Origin of the sequence: Microbacterium hanjuni, from assembly GCF_043556395.1 — a bacterium.
In the GTDB taxonomy this organism is placed as follows: domain Bacteria; phylum Actinomycetota; class Actinomycetes; order Actinomycetales; family Microbacteriaceae; genus Microbacterium.
The window spans coordinates 427,393-443,939 of sequence record NZ_JBIGIK010000001.1; the positions used below are offsets into that span (position 1 = coordinate 427,393).

Consider the following 16,547-nt stretch of genomic DNA (forward strand, 5'->3'; position numbering starts at 1 on the left):
GTCGCCGACGGGCCGCTCCTACGCTGGGGACATCCCTAGTTTTGGAGGCAAAGTGGCCGAGCTCTCTGACGTGTATTTCGTCGACGGCATGCGTACCCCGTTCGGACGTGCCGGTGAGAAAGGCGTGTACTGGAACACCCGCGCCGATGACCTCGTGGTCAAGGCGATCATCGGGTTGATGGACCGCAATCCCGACGTGCCGAAGGATCGCATCGACGACGTCGCGATCGCCGCGACCTCGCAGACCGGCGATCAGGGACTCACTTTGGGCCGGACGGCCGCGATCCTCGCGGGCCTGCCGATGACGGTGCCGGGCTTTGCGATCGACCGCATGTGCGCGGGCGCGTTGACCAGCGTCACCACGATGGGCGCATCCATCGGATTCGGCATGTACGACCTTGCCCTCGCCGGGGGCGTCGAGCACATGGGCCACCACCCCATCGGGGCGAACAGCGACCCGAACCCGCGCTTCGTCGCCGAGAAGCTCGTCGACCCGGGCGCCCTCAACATGGGCGTCACCGCGGAGCGCATCCACGACCGCTTCCCCCACCTCACGAAGGAACGGGCCGACCGGTTCGGCATGCTGAGCCAGCAGAAGGTGCAGGCCGCCTACGACGCCGGCAAGATCCAGCCCGACCTGGTGTCGGTCGCCGTCAAGGACGGGGAGGGCGCCTGGTCGCTCGCCACGGAGGACGAGGGGCGCCGACCGCAGACCACGATGGAGGGCCTCGCCGAGCTGAAGACACCGTTCCGCCCGCACGGCCGCGTGACGGCCGGCACCTCCTCGCCCCTCACCGACGGCGCGACCGTGAGCCTCCTCGCGGGAGCATCGGCGGTGAAGGAGCTCGGGCTCACCCCGAAGATGCGGATGGTGTCGTTCGCCTTCGCCGGCGTCGAGCCCGAGATCATGGGCATCGGCCCGATCCCGGCGACCGAGAAGGCCCTGCGCAAAGCCGGCCTCTCGATCGAGGACATCGGCCTGTTCGAACTGAACGAGGCTTTCGCCATCCAGGTGCTCTCTCTGCTCGATCACTTCGGCATCGCCGATGACGACCCGCGCGTGAACCCCTGGGGCGGCGCTATCGCCCTCGGCCACCCCCTCGCGGCATCGGGAGTCCGCCTGATGATCCAGCTCGCCGCGCAGTTCGCCGAGCGGCCCGACGTGCGTTACGGCCTCACCGCGATGTGCGTGGGCCTCGGCCAGGGCGGCAGCGTCATCTGGGAGAACCCCCACTACACCGGCAAGCGCAAGAAGTGAGCGGCGACGACATGACGAACTACGACGAGATCGATTTCACCCCGCTCGAGGCCTTCACCTCGGACGAGGTCGTCACGCACTCGCGCGTCCGCGACGTGCGCCTCCCCTCCGGCAACGTGCTCGCTCTCATCACGCTCGACAACGGTCGCGACCACACGCGACCGAACACCGTGGGGCCTGGCACCCTGACCGAGCTCGCCGACACCCTCGCGACGCTCAAGACGCGAGCCGCGGCGGGTGAGATCCACGCGATCGGCATCACCGGCAAGCAGTACATCATGGCCGCCGGGGCCGACCTCTCCCAGGTCGCGCAGCTGCCCTCGAAGGAGATCGCCCTCCTCATCGTGCAGCGGGGTCACCAGGTGCTCGGGTCGCTGTCCGAGCTGGGTGTCCCCTCGTTCGCCTTCGTGAACGGACTCGCGCTGGGCGGCGGACTCGAGATCGCCCTCAACTCGACCTACCGCACGGTCGACGCCTCGGCCGCGGCCGTCGCTCTGCCCGAGGTCTTCCTCGGGCTCATCCCCGGGTGGGGAGGCGCCTACCTGCTGCCGAACCTCATCGGCATCGAGAACGCGCTCGAAGTCGTCATCTCCAACCCGCTGAAACAGAACCGCACGCTCAAGCCCCGCCAGGCTTACGAGTTCGGGATGGTCGACGCGATCTTCCCGGCGGCCAACTACCTCGAAGACTCGCTGTCTTGGGCGGACGCTGTGCTCACCGGCCGGGTGAAGGTCGAACGCAAGCACGCGCCCGGCAAGATCGAACGGCTCACGAAGTGGCCGATCGCGATCCGGATGGCGCGCGGGATGCTCGAGAGCCGCATTGGCACCGTGCCCCGCTCGCCGTACGTCGCCCTCGACCTGCTCGACAAGGCCAAGAGCGGTACCCGGGCCGAGGGCTTCGCCCGCGAAGACGAAGCGCTGGCCGAGCTCATCAGCGGAGACCAGTTCGCAGCATCCATGTACGCCTTCGACCTGGTGCAGAAGCGGGCCAAACGTCCCGTCGGCGCTCCCGACAAGTCGCTGGCGAAGAAGGTGCAGAAGGTCGGCATCATCGGCGCAGGGCTCATGGCCAGCCAGTTCGCCCTGCTGTTCGTGCGCAAGCTGCAGGTACCCGTGCTGATCACCGACCTCGACCAGGCCCGCGTCGACAAGGGCGTGGCCTCCGTCCGCGAAGAGATCGGCAAGCTCGAGGCGAAGGGACGCCTCGACGGCGACACCGCGAACCGACTGCGGGCGCTCGTTCACGGCACGACCGACAAGACCGAGTTCGCCGATTGCGACTTCGTCATCGAGGCGGTGTTCGAAGAGGTGGGCGTGAAGCAGCAGGTGTTCGCCGAGATCGAGCCGCTGATCGCCGACGACGCGATCCTCGCGACCAACACGTCGTCGCTGTCGGTGGAGGAGATCGGCGCGAAGCTCGCGCACCCCGAGCGCCTGGTCGGTTTCCACTTCTTCAACCCGGTGGCCGTCATGCCGCTCATCGAGATCGTGCGCACGCCGCTGACGACGGATGCTGCGCTCTCGACCGCCTTCGTGGTCTCGAGGAACCTCGGCAAGAACGCGGTGCTCACCGCCGACGCGCCGGGCTTCGTCGTCAACCGGCTGCTCGCGAAGGTCATGGGCGAGGCCGCCCGCGCCGTCTACGAGGGCACGCCGCTGCTCACGGTCGAGAAGGCGTTCGGGCCCCTCGGTCTGCCGATGACGCCGTTCCAGCTCATCGACCTGGTGGGCTGGAAGGTCGCCGCCCACGTGCAGGACACGATGGCGGCGGCGTTCCCCGACCGCTTCTTCGCCTCGGAGAACTTCCACGCTCTCGCTGAGCTGCCGGAGGTCGTGGAGAAGGACAAGACCGGCCGCGTCACGGGCTGGACCAAGGCTGCGCAGAAGGTGTTGGTCACCGGCTCCTCCCCCGCGTCGGAAGCGGCGATCCTGCAGCGGGTCCAGGACGGGCTGGCGCAGGAGATCCGGATCATGCTCGACGAGGGCGTGGTGCCCGAGGTCGAGGACATCGACCTCTGCCTCATCCTGGGCGCCGGGTGGCCGTTCATCGACGGCGGAGCATCGCCGTACCTCGATCGCGAGGGCGCTTCGGAGCGCGCCTTCGGCGACACGTTCCACCACCCGACCGTGCGCGGCGTCGGCAGCGCCGCCTGAGAACAGGAAGATCGCCCGGATCAGGACGTTTTCATCATGAAACGTCCTGATCCGGGCGATCTTCCTGTATCCGGGCCCGACCGTGCCTGTTCAGCCGCCGGGGCTCAGTCGCGCGCGTCGCCCCGGTGCGCGTCTTCGGGCACCCAGAGCGTGGCCTGGTCGTTCGGACGGGCGACCGGGATGCGGGTACCCAGCACCTGCGCGACGACATCGTGGGCGATCTTGGCCGCGGTGAGGCCGGCGTCTTCGAAGATCTGCTCCCGCGTGGCGTGCGGGATGAAGGCGTCGGGAAGGCCGAGCTCGTCGACCGCCGTGTCCACTCCGGCTTCGCGCAGCACCTGACGCACCCGGGTGCCCACCCCGCCGACGCGGATGCCGTCCTCGATCGTGATGACGAGGCGGTGCTCCCGGGCGAGCGCGACGATCGACGGCTGCACGGGAATGGCCCAGCGCGGGTCGACCACCGTGGCGCCGATGCCCTGCGCCTGGAGGCGTTCGGCGACCTCGAGAGCGAGATGCACCATCGGCCCGATGCCGACGAGCAGCACGTCTTGCGCGTCGGCGCGGGAGATGACGTCCACGCCGTCGGCGAGACGCTCGAGCGCGGTCAGCTCGGCGGCCGCGGTGCCCTTCGGATAGCGCACGACCGTGGGTGCGTCGGCGATCTCGAGCGCCTCGCGCAGCTCCTCCTGCAGCCGCTTCGCGTCGCGGGGGGCGGCGATGCGGATCTCGGGCACGAGTTGCAGCATCGCGAGGTCCCAGATCCCGTGATGGCTCGGCCCGTCGGGGCCGGTGACGCCGGCCCGGTCGAGCACGAAGGTGACGCCGGCGCGGTGCAGCGCGACGTCCATCATGATCTGGTCGAAGGCACGGTTCATGAAGGTCGCGTAGAGGGCGACGACGGGGTGAAGGCCCCCGAAGGCCATACCGGCGGCCGAGGCCACGGCGTGCTGCTCGGCGATGCCCACGTCGTACGTGCGGTCGGGGAAGCGCTCGGCGAACAGCTGGAGACCCGTCGGGCGGAGCATCGCGGCCGTGACGGCGATCACGTCGTCGCGCTCGGCACCGATGGCCAGCAGCTCACGAGCGAAGACGTCGGTCCAGCCGTCGCCGGTGGCGCTGGAGAGCGGTTCGCCGGTGATGGGGTCGATCTTGCCGACGGCGTGGAACTGATCGGCCTCGTCGCTGCGCGCGGGCGCGTAACCGCGGCCCTTGTCGGTGATCGCGTGGACGATGACGGGCGCGCCGTACGACTTGGCCAGGGCGAGCGTCTCGAGCAGCGTCTCGAGGTCGTGACCGTCGACGGGGCCGAGGTATTTGATGTCGAGGTTGGAGTAGAGGGCTTCGTTGTTCGTGAATCGCGAGAGGAACCCGTGGGTCGCCCCCCGCACACCGCGGTAGACGGCCCGGGCGGCAGGGCCCAGGCTCCGGAACAGCGTGTCCGACCCCCGGTGCAGGTGGCGGTAGGTCTCGGCGGTGCGAACGCGGTTGAGGTAACGCGCCATGCCGCCGATGGTCGGGGCGTACGAGCGGCCGTTGTCGTTGACGACGATCACGAGGTTGCGGTCGTTGTCGTCGGAGATGTTGTTGAGCGCTTCCCAGGTCATGCCCCCGGTCAAGGCGCCGTCACCGACGACGGCGATGACGTGGCGGTCGCGGCGACCGGTGCGCGTGAACGCACGGGAGATGCCGTCGGCCCAGCTGAGCGAGCTCGAGGCGTGCGAGGACTCGACGACGTCGTGCTCGCTCTCGGAGCGCTGCGGGTAGCCGGCCAGCCCCCCGCGGGAGCGGAGCGCATCGAAGTCCTGCCGCCCCGTCAGGAGCTTGTGCACGTAGGACTGGTGCCCGGTGTCGAAGATGATCGGGTCGTCCGGAGAATCGAAGACCTTGTGGAGGGCGATGGTCAGCTCGACGACCCCGAGATTGGGACCGAGGTGCCCACCCGTCCGTGACACGTTCTCGACCAGGAATTCGCGCACTTCGGCAGCCAGCTGCTCGAGTTGTGCGACGTCCAGCTCATCGAGGTCACGCGGACCAGTGATCGTCGGCAGAATAGCCATCGAACTCCTCTCGTCGCCGAGCGGGAACGAATCCGTTACGGCTGCCAGCCAGTCTAAAGGGGCCTCCCTGAGACCGCCCCGGTGGCTCGCCCGGTTGACTTCCCCGTCGAGATGACGTCGAACCAACCCGAAAGGCCCCCGCCGGAGCGGGGGCCTTTCGGGTGGATGGTCAGACGAGCGAACGCAGCACGTACTGCAGGATGCCGCCGTTGCGGTAGTAGTCGGCCTCACCGGGGGTGTCGATGCGAACGACGGCGTCGAAGACGACCGTCTCCTTGCCGTCCGCGGAGAACTCGCTCGGTTCGGCGGTGACGCGCACCGTCTTGGGCGTGACGCCCTCGTTGAGCTGGTCGAGGCCGTCGATCGAGACGATCTCCGTGCCGTCGAGCCCGAGCGACGCCCAGCTCTCACCCGCGGGGAACTGCAGCGGAACGACGCCCATGCCGATGAGGTTCGAGCGGTGGATGCGCTCGAAGCTCTCTGTGATGACCGCCTTCACGCCCAGCAGGCTCGTGCCCTTGGCCGCCCAGTCGCGCGACGAGCCCGAACCGTACTCCTTGCCGCCGAACACGACGAGCGGGGTCTCGCTGGCCGCGTAGTTCTCGCACGCGTCGTAGATGAACGCCTGCGGCCCACCCGGCTGGGTGAAGTCGCGGGTGTAGCCGCCCTCGACCACTGCGCCATCGTTGACGGCGCTGACGAGCTGGTTCTTGAGACGGATGTTGGCGAAGGTGCCGCGGATCATGATCTCGTGGTTGCCGCGACGCGAGCCGTAGGAGTTGAAGTCCTTGCGCTCGACACCGTGCTCGGCGAGGTAGCGACCCGCCGGGCTGTCGACCTTGATGTTTCCCGCCGGGCTGATGTGGTCGGTCGTGACCGAGTCGGCCAACGTCGCCATGACCCGTGCGCCGCTGATGTTGCGCACCGGGGTGAGCTCCATCGTCATGCCCTCGAAGTACGGGGGCTTACGCACGTAGGTCGACTGCTCGTCCCACTCGAAGACGTCACCGGTCGGGGTGGGGAGGTTCTGCCAGCGCTCGTCGCCCGCGAACACGGTGGCGTACTGCCGGGTGAACATCTCCTCGTTGATGGACGAGTCGATCGTGGACTGCACCTCGGCCGCGTCGGGCCAGATGTCCTTCAAGAACACGTCGTTGCCGTCCGTGTCCTTGCCGAGCGGGTCGGTCTCGAAGTCGAAGTTCATCGACCCGGCGAGGGAGTACGCGATCACCAGCGGCGGGCTCGCGAGGTAGTTCATCTTCACGTCGGGGTTGATGCGCCCCTCGAAGTTGCGGTTACCCGAGAGCACCGCGGTGACGGCGAGGTCGTTGTCGTTGATCGCCGTCGAGACCTCTTCGATGAGCGGGCCCGAGTTGCCGATGCACGTGGTGCAGCCGTAGCCCACGGTGTAGAACCCGAGGTCTTCGAGATCCTGCGTGAGGCCGGCCTTCTCGTAGTAGTCGGTGACCACCTTGGAACCGGGAGCCAGGGTCGTCTTGACCCACGGCTTGGCCTTCAGGCCCTTCTTCACGGCGTTGCGCGCGAGCAGACCTGCCGCGAGCATGACCGAGGGGTTCGAGGTGTTCGTGCACGACGTGATCGCCGCGATGGTCACCGCGCCGTGGTCGAGCGTGAACGTCTCTCCTCCGTTGATCGTCACCTGGGTCGGGCGGGACGCACTGCTGGGCGCGTGGTTGTGGCTGATTTCGACCGGGGCCTGCTCGTTGTCCGCACCCTGGTCCTCGTCCTCGGCGGTGAAGCCGATGGGGTCGGATGCGGGGAACGTGCCCTCGACGGCAGCATCCACCCGCGTGTGCGAGCCGGCGTCGGCGTAGTCGAGCAGGTCCACCTCGAACTGCTGCTTCGAGTGGGTGAGCTCGATGCGGTCCTGCGGCCGCTTCGGGCCGGCGATGGAGGGGACGACCGTGGAGAGGTCGAGTTCCATGTACTCGCTGAAGACCGGCTCGACGGACGGGTCGTGCCACAGGTGCTGCTGCTTGGCGTACGCCTCGACGAGCGCAAGGGACTGCTCGCTGCGGCCGGTGAGGCGCAGGTAGTCGATCGTGACGCTGTCGATGGGGAAGATGGCCGCGGTCGAACCGAACTCGGGGCTCATGTTGCCGATCGTGGCGCGGTTGGCGAGCGGCACGGAAGCGACGCCCTCGCCGTAGAACTCGACGAACTTGCCGACGACGCCGTGCTTGCGCAGGAGCTCGGTGATCGTCAGCACGACGTCGGTGGCCGTGACGCCGGTGGGAATGGTGCCGACGAGTTTGAAGCCGACGACGCGCGGGATGAGCATCGACACGGGCTGGCCCAGCATCGCGGCCTCGGCCTCGATGCCGCCGACGCCCCAGCCCAGCACGCCGAGACCGTTCACCATCGTGGTGTGCGAGTCGGTGCCGACGCAGGTGTCGGGGTAGGCGCGAAGCACGCCGTCGAAGGTGCGGTCGTAGACCACCTTCGCGAGGTGCTCGATGTTGACCTGGTGAACGATGCCGGTGCCCGGGGGAACGACCTTGAAGTCGTCGAAGGCCGTCTGGCCCCAGCGCAGGAACTGGTAGCGCTCACCGTTGCGCTCGTACTCGATCTCGACGTTGCGCTCGAGGGCGTTCTCGCTGCCGAACAGGTCGGCGATGACCGAGTGGTCGATGACCATCTCGGCGGGCGAGAGCGGGTTGATGCGGGAGGGGTCGCCGCCGAGGGCGGCCATCGCCTCGCGCATCGTGGCGAGGTCGACGATGCAGGGCACGCCGGTGAAGTCCTGCATCACCACGCGGGCGGGCGAGAACTGGATCTCGGTGTCGGGCTCGGCCGCGGGATCCCACGACCCGAGGGCCTGGATCTGCTCTTTCGTCACGTTCGCGCCGTCTTCGGTGCGCAGGAGGTTTTCGAGCAGCACCTTGAGGCTGAAGGGGAGCTTCTCGTATCCGGCGACCGTGTCGATGCGGAAGATCTCGTAGTCGGTGCTGCCGACCGTCAGGGTGCTCTTCGCACCGAAGCTGTCAACCGCGCTCTTCGAGTCACTGGACACGTTCGTCTCCTTCGTCGGCGAAAGCGGACGTTGCCGCTTCTCCATCTTCCTCACCGCGCCGCTGAGCGGCTAGCAAGGCGGACCTAACAGCGGCGGAGGAAATTTATCTCGATGTCGAGATAAATATATCAGGCGCGACGGGTGGGGTAGAGCGTTCGGACGGCGAGCCAGGTGACAGCGACGAGAGGTGCGAAGAGGGGAATGCCCATCACGAGCTTCAGGGTGCCGAGGGCGGTGACGTTGTCGGCGAAGTACAGGGGCAGCTGCACGATGAGGCGGGCCGCGAACAGCCCGGCCCACGCGATCGCCAGCCAGAAGAACACCCGACGCTTTCGCTTGTCGGCGCGCCAGCGCGTGCCCTCCCCCATCAGGAACCCCACCGCCAGACCGACGAGCGACCAGCCGGTCAGCGCGGAGATCAGGAACGCGGCCCCGTACGCGACGTTGGTGACGAATCCGGGGATGAAGTTGTTGCTCGCCTCCCCCGTGAACACCGCGAAGCCGGCTGCCACCGCGGCCGCGACCAGTCCGCCGACGGCGGCACTCACGGGCTGACGGGCGATCAGGCGAGCGGCGGTGAAGACGACCGCGATACCGAGCGACAGCCCCAGCGACAACCACAGGTTGCCGTCGCCGGTGACCGGGTCGATTGTGACGGTGTAGACGACGATGAAGACCAGACCGGGCAGCACCGATTCGAGGATGCCGCGCCAACCGCCCATGGCGGCCCACACGGCAGCACCGGTAGAGGTCTGTTTGGCCGGATCGAGACCGGCGCGGCGCGCGGCCTGACCGAGCGCTGCGCTCAGCGCATCGGATGCCGACGGGGGCGTGAGCTCGTCGGCCCGCTCGGCGTCGGGCCGTTCCGGATCGGGGCGTGCCGGGTCGGGGTGTGCGGGATCGCTCACGGCGTTCCGGGCGTCGCGGGCATGCGCAGCGGGATCAGATCGCGCGGCGGCATGGGTGCGGTGCCGCGCACGACCACGATGGAGCGGAACAGGTCTTCGACCTGAGCGGCCGCTGCGACATCCCCGGTCGCCGCGCCCCCGATGACGCCCCGCAGGAACCAGCGCGGGCCGTCGACGCCCACGAAGCGGGCGAGTCGCTTGCTGGCACCGTCGGCCCCGGCGACGACGGGGACCTCGGCGAGCAGCTCGGGGCCCAGCGGACCCTCGCGCTCCTCGACACGCCCGCCCTGCTGGCGCACCTGCTCGCGGATCTGATCGCGCGTCTCCTGCCACAGACCGCTCGAGCGCGGCGCAGCGAACGGCTGCACCTGCAGGGTGGAGTCGGCGTAGTCGAGCCCGACCGCGACGATGCGCTTGGTCTGCTCCTCCACTTCGAGGCGGAGGTTCAGGCCTTCGCGCGGGAGGATCTTGATCCCGCCGAGGTCGATGTACGGCCGGACGGGATTCGCCTCGGTCTCATCGAACGGGCCGTCGGTCGCCCGATCGAGAGCACCGGTGGGTTCGGGGGTGGTGTCCGGGGAGACGTCGCTCATGAGGATCCCTCTTCTCGCGTCTGGTAGCCGGTGGAGCCGAAGCCCCCCTGGCCGCGTGCACTGTCGGGTAGTTCGTCGACGGGGAGGAACTGTACGCGGGGCACCGGCATGACGATCAGCTGGGCAATACGGTCGCCCACCGCCACGTCGTAGGCCTCGCGCAGGTCGGTGTTGAGCAGCGAAACCTTGATCTCACCGCGGTAGCCCGCATCCACGGTGCCGGGGGCGTTCACCACGGTGATGCCGTGCTTGGCAGCGAGGCCGCTGCGCGGCACCACGAACGCGACATAGCCGTCGGGCAGCGCGATTCGCACGCCGGTCGCGACGAGCGCGCGTTCGCCGGGGGCCAGGTGCACCGCCTCGGACGCCGTCAGATCGGCGCCGGCGTCGCCGGGGTGGGCGTAGATCGGGAGCGCGGCCGCGATAATGGGAACGTCCACGGTTTCGGTCACCCCCTGAGGGTAATGCAGACGGAAGGCCAGCAGCATCCGCCAAGAACCTGCCTATCGCGAACGCCTCAGCCCCTCTCTGTGGGTGCTGGTGGCGGCGGCCGTGTGCGCGCCGATGGCCGCGCTCGTTTTCGCCCCCGTCGACGCGACCCTGTCTCTGGTGGCGGGCCTCGTCGTCGGACTCGGCATCGTCACCGCCCTGATCGCCTCCTCCCCCGTGGTGGAGGTGCGGGGCGAGGTGCTTCATGCCGGCCGCGCACACATCGACGTCGGCCTGCTCGGCACACCCGTGCCCGCGCAGGGTGAAGACGCACGCGCGGCTCGCGGTGCGTCGCTGGACGCGCGGGCGTGGCTGTTGATCCGCGGCGGAATCGACGGAATCGTCACCTTCCCGGTGACCGACCTCGACGATCCGACTCCGGCGTGGGTGATCTCCTCACGCACGCCGGATCGGCTGGCTGCGGCGGTGCGCCGTGCTCAGGTCAGGCCGCGCACTCCACGCAGATGAAGCCGGGGCCGTCTTCGTGATCGATCTGTGAGCGGTGCTTGACGAGGAAGCAGTTCATGCAGGTGAACTCGTCTTCCTGCGGGGGGAGTACGACGACGTCGAGTTCGAGGTCGGAGAGGTCGGCTCCGGGAAGCTCGAAACCTGAGGGGTTGTCAGAGTCTTCGACGTCGACCGACCCGGACATCTTGTCGGGTACGCGCTCCTTGAGGGCCTCGATCGACTCGCTGTCGTCCTCGGTCTTGCGGGGTGCGTCGTAATCGGTGGCCATGCGTGAACGTCTCTACTTCCGGTGTTTCGGGATGCGTCGCCCGACTGGGCGGGCATAGTTTGCATGACCGATCGCTCGAAAGCAAATGCTCTTGATGACCGGCCGGGCAAAGCCGTGAAACTCACGGCGCGCCCCGGATATTCCCGCCGCCGGCGCTGTCGCGTGCGAGCATGGCCATCAACCGCAGAACGAAGGGGTGTTTCCGCATGGAACAGCTCAAAGTCATCGGAACCGAGGACGACGTCCTGGTGCTCGCGACTGAGTCCGGGGAGCGATTCACGCTGCCCGTCGATGAGGTGTTGCGCGCCGAATTGCGGCGCACGCGCCGTGATCAGGGCGACAAGGGTCCGCGGCCGAGTCCGCGTGAGATCCAGGCACACATCCGCTCCGGTCTCTCCGCTCCCGAGGTCGCCACGCTCCTCGGCGCCCGCCTCGAGGATGTGGTGCGCTTCGAGCGCCCGGTGCTCGCCGAACGCGAGCACGTCGTGGGGCAGGCGCTCTCCGTGCCGGTGCTGCTCGGGGGCGACCTCGAGCACGACGCGCCCGTCACCTTCGGTGCTGCCGTGCGCGCCAAGCTTTCCGAAGCCGGCGCCACGAGCGAACGGTGGACGAGCTGGAAAGAGCAGAACGGCTGGATCGTGAAGCTCGAGTTCACCGCGAACGACGTCGATCACGACGCCCGGTGGGGTTTCGAGCCGCGCCGCAGCACGCTCTCGCCGCAGAACTCCGACGCGATCCAGTTGTCGCGACAGGGTTCCCTGCCGGAGGGCCTCATCCCCCGGCTGCGCGCCCTGGACACCCCGCTCGCCAAGGACGACTCGCGTTTCGACAGCGGCTCGTTCGGACCCCGCAAGGTGGAGGCCGAGCCGCAGCACGCGCCGGTCGCCGAGACCACACCTGCCCTGAGCGCTCACGACGCAGCGGCCAAGCGCGCTCCCGAGCCCCCGGTGACGTCGCACGAGACGGCCGACCTGCTCGACGCGCTGCGCCGCCGTCGCGGTCAGCGCGAGCCCTTGCCGGGAATGGATGCTGCGGAACCGACGCGTTCGCCGGCCCCGGTCGCGCTCTTCGACGCCCTCGAGCCCGGGTACGACGCGTCCGCCGAGGAATCGGCGCCGTCGCCCGACACGTCGGAGTCGTCGAACGACTCGTCGGGTCGACGACGTGGGCGCACCGCACTGCCCTCGTGGGACGAGATCGTCTTCGGCGCGCGCACCGACGAGAACTAGGGCTCCTCAGCCCGCGAAGGCTCCGAGGCGCAGCAACGGCACGATCCGCTCCTCCGGGGTGAGCGAGCCGTGCTGGCCGACCATGTTCTGCGCGCCCTTGTCGCTCGGACGATCGTCGTAGTACGCGACGGCGCTGCGGGCGGCGACCAGGACGTCGCCGATCCGTGGCATCACGTCGGCATCGACGGCGCCGAACAATCGCGCGTCGACCGCTTCGGCTCGCGACATCACCCACGCTCGAGACGACTCGGATTCCCGCCACGCCTCGAGCACCGCGGCCTCGTTGCCCGGCTCGGCATAGACGTGCAGCATCCGAGGTTCTCCGCCGATCGCCGCGACCCCCGCCACGAGGGGGCTGTCGTCCCCCAACAGGATGTGGCGATGGCGCGGTACGTCGACCATCCCGTGGTCGGCGGTGATCACCGCCCCGGTCGAGGGGGCGAGCTGCCCCGCGAGCGTGCGGAGTGCAGCATCCACCGTCTCCAGCCCCGCGCTCCACGCGTCGGACTCCCACCCCAGGCGGTGCCCGATCGTGTCGAGGTCGGGGGCGTAGAGGTACACGAGCGCCCCGGGGTGGCGGGCGGCGAGGTCCGCGGCGATCTGCACGCGTTCTTCGAGGTCGCCGGCGCTGTGGAACTCCGCCCCGCGCAAGGTGGCCGCGGTGAAGCCCGTGCCCTCGTACTCGGGTCGTGAGACGACGAAGAACGGTCGGCCGGACGCTGCGGCCAGCGCCGAGTACGGCTGCGCCTGCTGCCAGGAGAGCGGATCGAGGCCGTGCGTCTCCCACCCTTTGAGCTGGTCAGGCAGCTCCCCCGTCTCGGGCACGCGCACGCGGTAGCCGACGATGCCGTGCTGGCCGGGATCGGTGCCCGTCAGCAGGCTGGTGAGCGATGCCGCCGTCGTCGAGGGGAAGACGCTGCGCGCCACGTCGCGCTTGCCCCCGGCGGCGGAGAGGAATCGGGCGTGTCCGCGCCGCGCCGCGAGGTTGAGCGCACCGAGTCCGTCGACGACGCAGACGATCGCACTGCGGGCGGGACGGAACCACGACGAACCGCCGTCGAGAGCGGCGAGGGACTCGGTGACCACACCGGTGAGGCTCCGGGCGTGCGGGGGGTCGGCCGGTAAGCTGAGGGACATCCGGGTCAGTCTCGCACACGAGCGAACGGCTCCGTCGGCCCCCGACATCTTCCGCTTCCCGAGGCACGAGGTCCATGCCCGCATCCCGACCCTCCCCCGCCGCCACGAGCACGGTCGAGCGCATCGAAGAGGTCGATGTCTCCACCGAGATGCAGGGGTCTTTCCTCGAGTACGCCTATTCGGTCATCTATTCGCGCGCCCTCCCCGACGCCCGTGACGGCCTCAAGCCGGTGCAGCGCCGCATCCTGTACCAGATGGCGGAGATGGGCCTGCGGCCCGACCGCGGCCACGTGAAGAGCGCCCGCGTCGTGGGCGAGGTGATGGGAAAGCTGCACCCCCACGGCGACTCCCCCATCTACGACGCGCTCGTGCGCCTCGCCCAGCCGTTCACCCTGCGCCTTCCCCTCGTCGACGGGCACGGCAACTTCGGCTCCCTCGACGACGGTCCGGCCGCCTCCCGCTACACCGAGGCACGCCTGGGCCCCGCCGCCCTCGCCCTGACGGAGAACCTCGACGAGGACGTCGTGGACTTCATCCCGAACTACGACGGCCAGTTCCAGCAGCCGGAGGTGCTTCCGGCGGCGTTTCCGAACCTGCTCGTGAACGGCGCGACCGGGATCGCGGTCGGCATGGCGACCAACATGGCGCCGCACAACCTCATCGAGGTCGCCGCCGCCGCCATCCACCTGCTCGCCCACCCCGAGGCGACGATCGAAGAGCTCATGGAGTTCGTGCCGGGCCCCGACCTGCCCACGGGCGGGATCATCGTGGGTCTCGACGGGATCAAAGACGCCTACACGAGCGGCCGCGGCAGCTTCCGCACCCGCGCGAAGGTATCCATCGAGTCGCTCGGCCCCCGGCGCACCGGGCTGGTCGTGACCGAGCTGCCCTACCTGGTCGGCCCCGAGCGGCTCATCGAGAAGATCAAGGATGCCGTCACCGCCAAGAAGCTGACCGGCATCTCCGACGTGACCGACCTGACCGACCGCAACCACGGGCTGCGGCTGGTCATCGGCATCAAGACCGGATTCGACCCGCAGGCGGTGCTGGATCAGCTCTATCGGCTGACCCCGCTGGAGGACTCGTTCGGCATCAACAACGTGGCGCTCGTCGACGGCCAGCCCCAGACCCTGGGCCTGCGCGATCTGCTGCGGGTGTACCTCGACCACCGCATCAGCGTCGTCACCCGCCGCAGCCGCTACCGACTCGCGCGCAAGCAGGAACGCCTCCACCTTGTCGAGGGACTCCTCATCGCGATCCTCGACATCGACGAGGTCATCCAGGTCATCCGCGCCTCCGACGACGGCGAACAGGCACGCGCTCGCCTGATGGACGTGTTCGATCTGTCGGAGGCGCAGTCCGAGTACATCCTCGAGTTGCGGCTGCGTCGACTCACGAAGTTCTCCCGCATCGAGCTCGAGAGCGAGCGCGACGCCTTGAAGGCCGACATCGCCGCGCTGATCGAGCTGCTCGGCAGCGAGGCACTCCTCCACGCCCAGGTGGCGCGGGAATTGGATGCTGCCGCCGAAGCGTACGGAACACCTCGGCGCACTCTGCTGATGAACGGCGGACCGGTCACGCCCCGCTCGAAGTCGGCCGCGCTGGCCGACCTGCAGATCGCGGACGCCCCCTGCCGGGTGTACCTCTCCGCGACCGGCCGGATGGTGCGTGCCGAGCTCGTCGCCGATGCCCCCAACGGCGGCATCGTGTCGCCGAGCCGACGCTCGAAGCACGACGCCATCCGCTCGGCCGTCGACACGACCACCCGCGCCGACCTCGGCGCGGTCACCTCGGCGGGGCGCCTCGTGCGCTTCTCACCGGTCGACCTGCCGTCGGTGCCGGCCAATTCCGTGGGCCTCGCCGCGGGCACCCGGGCCGATCAGTACCTCGGGCTGTCGGGCAGCGAGCACGTCGTCGCGATCGTGCCGCTCGTCGAGGATCCGCCGATCGCTCTGGGGACGGCTCAGGGCATCGTCAAGCGCGTGTCGGCCACCGAGCTCGGCCCGAAGCACGACATCGAGATCATCGCGCTCAAGCCGGGAGACCGCGTTGTCGGTGCAGCCGTCGCCCCCGACGACGCCGAGCTGGTGTTCGTCGCGGCCGACGCGCAGCTGCTGCGCTTCGGTGCGGCCTCGGTGCGCCCGCAGGGGCGCTCCGCCGGCGGCATGGCCGGCATCCGCCTCGCCGACGGCACCGAGGCCGTGAGCTTCACCGTGGTGCCGCCGGACGCCGCGGACGTGGTGGTCGTGACGATCGCGGGAACGGCCGGCGCCCTCCCGGGCACCGATCCGGGTTCGGCGAAGGTCTCGGCCTTCGAGGAGTTCCCGCCCAAGGGGCGTGCCACCGGCGGGGTGCGCGCGCAGCGCTTCCTCCGCGGCGAAGACATACTGCTGCTCGCCTGGGTGGGTGCGGAGCCTCGCGCCGTCGGCACCGACGGCGCGACGCCCGCCCTTCCGGCCGCGGGTGCCAAGCGCGACGCCTCGGGCGTCGCGCTGGATGGCGTCATCGGCGCGGTGGGTACGGTCGTCCGCTAGCCCACGCCCCAGCATCCGCCCCGCCCCGCCTGGCCCATGGCCCCTGGCGCACCCGCAGGCCTCGCCGAATACGTACGTACTCGTCGAAACCGCACGTCGTCGGAACCCCTTACCGTGCGTTCTCGACGAGAACGTACGTACTGGGCGCTCTGGGTATGCCAACGCGTGAGCGAGGGCTAGCGCCCGCGCTCCAGCATCCGCCCCGCCCCGCCTGCCCCACCCGCCCGCGGGTTTCGCCGAATACGTACGTACTCGTCGAAACCGCACGTCGTCGGAACCCGCTATCGTGCGTTCTCGACGAGAACGTACGTACTGGGCGCTCAGGGTATGCAAACGCGAGTGCGAGCGCGAGCGCTAGCGCCCGCGCTCCAGCATCCGCCCCCCGGCGCCTGCCCCACCCGCCCGCGGGCTTC

12 protein-coding genes are annotated in these 16,547 nt (G+C 69.2%); 5 read left to right on the forward strand and 7 right to left on the reverse strand.

The genetic code is table 11. The features are described from left to right. Positions 1-52 precede the first annotated feature (52 nt). Both ACFXP5_RS02245 and ACFXP5_RS02250 read left to right on the forward strand, forming a co-directional pair. On the forward strand, positions 53-1,258 hold the full coding sequence (locus tag ACFXP5_RS02245; protein WP_394543339.1) for a thiolase family protein: 1,206 nt from the start codon (positions 53-55) through the stop codon (positions 1,256-1,258). Positions 1,259-1,269: 11 nt separating this feature from the next. Next, positions 1,270-3,414: a 3-hydroxyacyl-CoA dehydrogenase NAD-binding domain-containing protein gene (locus ACFXP5_RS02250; RefSeq protein WP_394544163.1), complete on the forward strand. Its 2,145-nt coding sequence runs from the start codon at positions 1,270-1,272 to the stop codon at positions 3,412-3,414. Positions 3,415-3,518: 104 nt separating this feature from the next. On the opposite strand, the gene dxs is transcribed toward ACFXP5_RS02250, so the two are convergent. The 5 genes from dxs to dut form a co-directional block, all read right to left on the reverse strand. Next, entirely contained in the window at positions 3,519-5,474 is a 1,956-nt protein-coding gene (gene dxs, locus ACFXP5_RS02255) for a 1-deoxy-D-xylulose-5-phosphate synthase (RefSeq protein WP_394526623.1), read from the reverse strand. 169 nt (positions 5,475-5,643) lie between these two features. Continuing rightward, the gene (locus ACFXP5_RS02260; RefSeq protein WP_394543340.1) at positions 5,644-8,553 is read right to left on the reverse strand and encodes an aconitate hydratase; all 2,910 of its coding nucleotides are present in this window, start codon (positions 8,551-8,553) and stop codon (positions 5,644-5,646) included. An 83-nt stretch (positions 8,554-8,636) separates the two neighbouring features. Beyond that, positions 8,637-9,416, reverse strand: a complete 780-nt coding sequence (locus ACFXP5_RS02265) for a DUF3159 domain-containing protein (RefSeq protein WP_394543341.1) — start codon at positions 9,414-9,416, stop codon at positions 8,637-8,639. Beyond that, positions 9,413-10,009 (reverse strand): DUF3710 domain-containing protein, encoded by a 597-nt coding sequence (locus ACFXP5_RS02270; protein ID WP_394526627.1) that lies wholly within the window; start codon positions 10,007-10,009, stop codon positions 9,413-9,415. Before ACFXP5_RS02270 ends, ACFXP5_RS02265 begins: the two co-directional genes overlap by 4 nt. Next, positions 10,006-10,461, reverse strand: a complete 456-nt coding sequence (gene dut / locus ACFXP5_RS02275) for a dUTP diphosphatase (RefSeq protein WP_394526628.1) — start codon at positions 10,459-10,461, stop codon at positions 10,006-10,008. The genes ACFXP5_RS02270 and dut overlap by 4 nt, the downstream gene beginning before the upstream one ends. A gap of 34 nt (positions 10,462-10,495) precedes the next feature. Between dut and ACFXP5_RS02280 the strand changes: the two genes are divergently transcribed. Beyond that, on the forward strand, positions 10,496-10,966 hold the full coding sequence (locus ACFXP5_RS02280) for a DUF3093 domain-containing protein (protein ID WP_394544164.1): 471 nt from the start codon (positions 10,496-10,498) through the stop codon (positions 10,964-10,966). Here ACFXP5_RS02280 and ACFXP5_RS02285 read toward each other — a convergent pair. After that, a complete protein-coding gene (locus tag ACFXP5_RS02285) occupies positions 10,941-11,234 on the reverse strand; it encodes a DUF4193 domain-containing protein (RefSeq protein ID WP_116646549.1) in 294 nt (97 codons plus the stop codon). The two genes, ACFXP5_RS02280 and ACFXP5_RS02285, sit on opposite strands and share 26 nt — an antisense overlap. A 206-nt stretch (positions 11,235-11,440) precedes the next feature. Between ACFXP5_RS02285 and sepH the strand changes: the two genes are divergently transcribed. Then, positions 11,441-12,463 carry a septation protein SepH gene (gene sepH, locus ACFXP5_RS02290; RefSeq protein WP_394543343.1) on the forward strand — a complete coding sequence of 341 codons (1,023 nt, stop codon included), beginning with the start codon at positions 11,441-11,443 and terminating at the stop codon, positions 12,461-12,463. A 6-nt stretch (positions 12,464-12,469) separates the two neighbouring features. Here sepH and ACFXP5_RS02295 read toward each other — a convergent pair whose 3' ends face one another. Next, the gene (locus tag ACFXP5_RS02295) at positions 12,470-13,600 is read right to left on the reverse strand and encodes an alkaline phosphatase family protein (RefSeq protein ID WP_394543344.1); all 1,131 of its coding nucleotides are present in this window, start codon (positions 13,598-13,600) and stop codon (positions 12,470-12,472) included. 74 nt (positions 13,601-13,674) lie between these two features. Here ACFXP5_RS02295 and ACFXP5_RS02300 point away from each other — a divergent pair, with 74 nt between their 5' ends. Further along, complete coding sequence (locus ACFXP5_RS02300) at positions 13,675-16,134, forward strand: DNA gyrase/topoisomerase IV subunit A (protein ID WP_394543345.1); 2,460 nt, start codon at positions 13,675-13,677, stop codon at positions 16,132-16,134. Positions 16,135-16,547 lie beyond the last annotated feature (413 nt).

Excerpts from the sequence above, each read along its gene's own strand:
- ACFXP5_RS02250 (WP_394544163.1), top strand. The coding sequence starts at position 1,270 with ATGACGAACTACGACGAGATCGATTTCACCCCGCTCGAGGCCTTCACC.
- dxs (WP_394526623.1), bottom strand. The coding sequence starts at position 5,474 with ATGGCTATTCTGCCGACGATCACTGGTCCGCGTGACCTCGATGAGCTG.
- ACFXP5_RS02260 (WP_394543340.1), bottom strand. The coding sequence starts at position 8,553 with ATGGAGAAGCGGCAACGTCCGCTTTCGCCGACGAAGGAGACGAACGTG.
- ACFXP5_RS02270 (WP_394526627.1), bottom strand. The coding sequence starts at position 10,009 with ATGAGCGACGTCTCCCCGGACACCACCCCCGAACCCACCGGTGCTCTC.
- ACFXP5_RS02285 (WP_116646549.1), bottom strand. The coding sequence starts at position 11,234 with ATGGCCACCGATTACGACGCACCCCGCAAGACCGAGGACGACAGCGAG.
- sepH (WP_394543343.1), top strand. The coding sequence starts at position 11,441 with ATGGAACAGCTCAAAGTCATCGGAACCGAGGACGACGTCCTGGTGCTC.
- ACFXP5_RS02295 (WP_394543344.1), bottom strand. The coding sequence starts at position 13,600 with ATGTCCCTCAGCTTACCGGCCGACCCCCCGCACGCCCGGAGCCTCACC.
- ACFXP5_RS02300 (WP_394543345.1), top strand. The coding sequence starts at position 13,675 with ATGCCCGCATCCCGACCCTCCCCCGCCGCCACGAGCACGGTCGAGCGC.